This window comes from Candidatus Nitrosarchaeum limnium BG20, from assembly GCF_000241145.1.
Taxonomy (GTDB): domain Archaea; phylum Thermoproteota; class Nitrososphaeria; order Nitrososphaerales; family Nitrosopumilaceae; genus Nitrosarchaeum; species Nitrosarchaeum limnae.
Genome location: NZ_AHJG01000192.1, coordinates 1 through 969, shown reverse-complemented (window position 1 = coordinate 969; position 969 = coordinate 1). Strand labels below are relative to the sequence as shown.

At 36.8% G+C, this 969-nt stretch carries 1 protein-coding gene; it reads right to left on the bottom strand.

Annotation, left to right across the window (positions count from 1 at the left end; all coding sequences use genetic code 11):
- The coding region (locus BG20_RS06595) for an AAA family ATPase (protein WP_010192526.1) at window positions 1–969 on the bottom strand (969 nt) is incomplete at both ends.

Genomic DNA, 969 nt, shown 5'->3' with positions numbered 1-969 from the left:
CCTGGTCTTAGTAATGCTGGATCAATCATATCTGGTCTGTTTGTAGCTGCTAAAACAACAACACCGTGCATATTTTCCATACCATCTAATTCTGTAAGCAGTTGACTTACTACTCTTTCTGTAACAGCTGTTTCTCCACCTGCTCCTCTTATTGGTGCAATTGAATCAATTTCATCAAAGAACACTACACATGGAGAAGCTTGTCTTGCTCTTCTAAAAATTTCTCTAATTCCTCTTTCTGATTCTCCAACCCATTTTGATAATAGTTCAGGTCCTCTTACAGAAACAAAATTTGCTTCACTTTGAGTTGCAACTGCTTTAGCTAACAATGTTTTACCAGTACCACTTGGACCGTGTAGTAAAATACCTCTTGGCATCTTATGTCCTAGTTTATCATACAATCCTGGATACTTCATTGGCCATTCAACTGCCTCTTGAAGTTCACGCTTTACATCTTCCAAACCTCCAACTTCTTCCCATTTAACATCTGGATTTTCAATGAATACTTCCCTCATTCCAGATGGTGTAACTTCAATCAATGCTTTTTGGAAATCTTCATTATTCACAATTAATTTATCCAAAGTTTCTGGAGGGAGCTTCTCCTCTTCCATGTTTAACTCAGGAAGTAATCTTCTCAAACATTTCATCGCAGCCTCTTTACAAAGATATTCTAAATCTGCCCCAACATATCCATGACTAACACTGGAAATTTTTTCAACATTTACATCATCTGATAATGGCATGTTTCTACTATGAATAGCAAGAATGTCTTTTCTACCTTTTTTGTCTGGAACTTTGATTTCAATTTCTCTATCAAATCTACCTGGTCTTCTAAGTGCAGGATCTATTGCATTTGGTCTGTTAGTTGCTGCAATGACAATAACTTTTCCTCTAGCTTCTAACCCATCCATCAATGATAACATTTGTGACACCACTCTTCTTTCTACTTCTCCAGTTACTTCTTCTCTC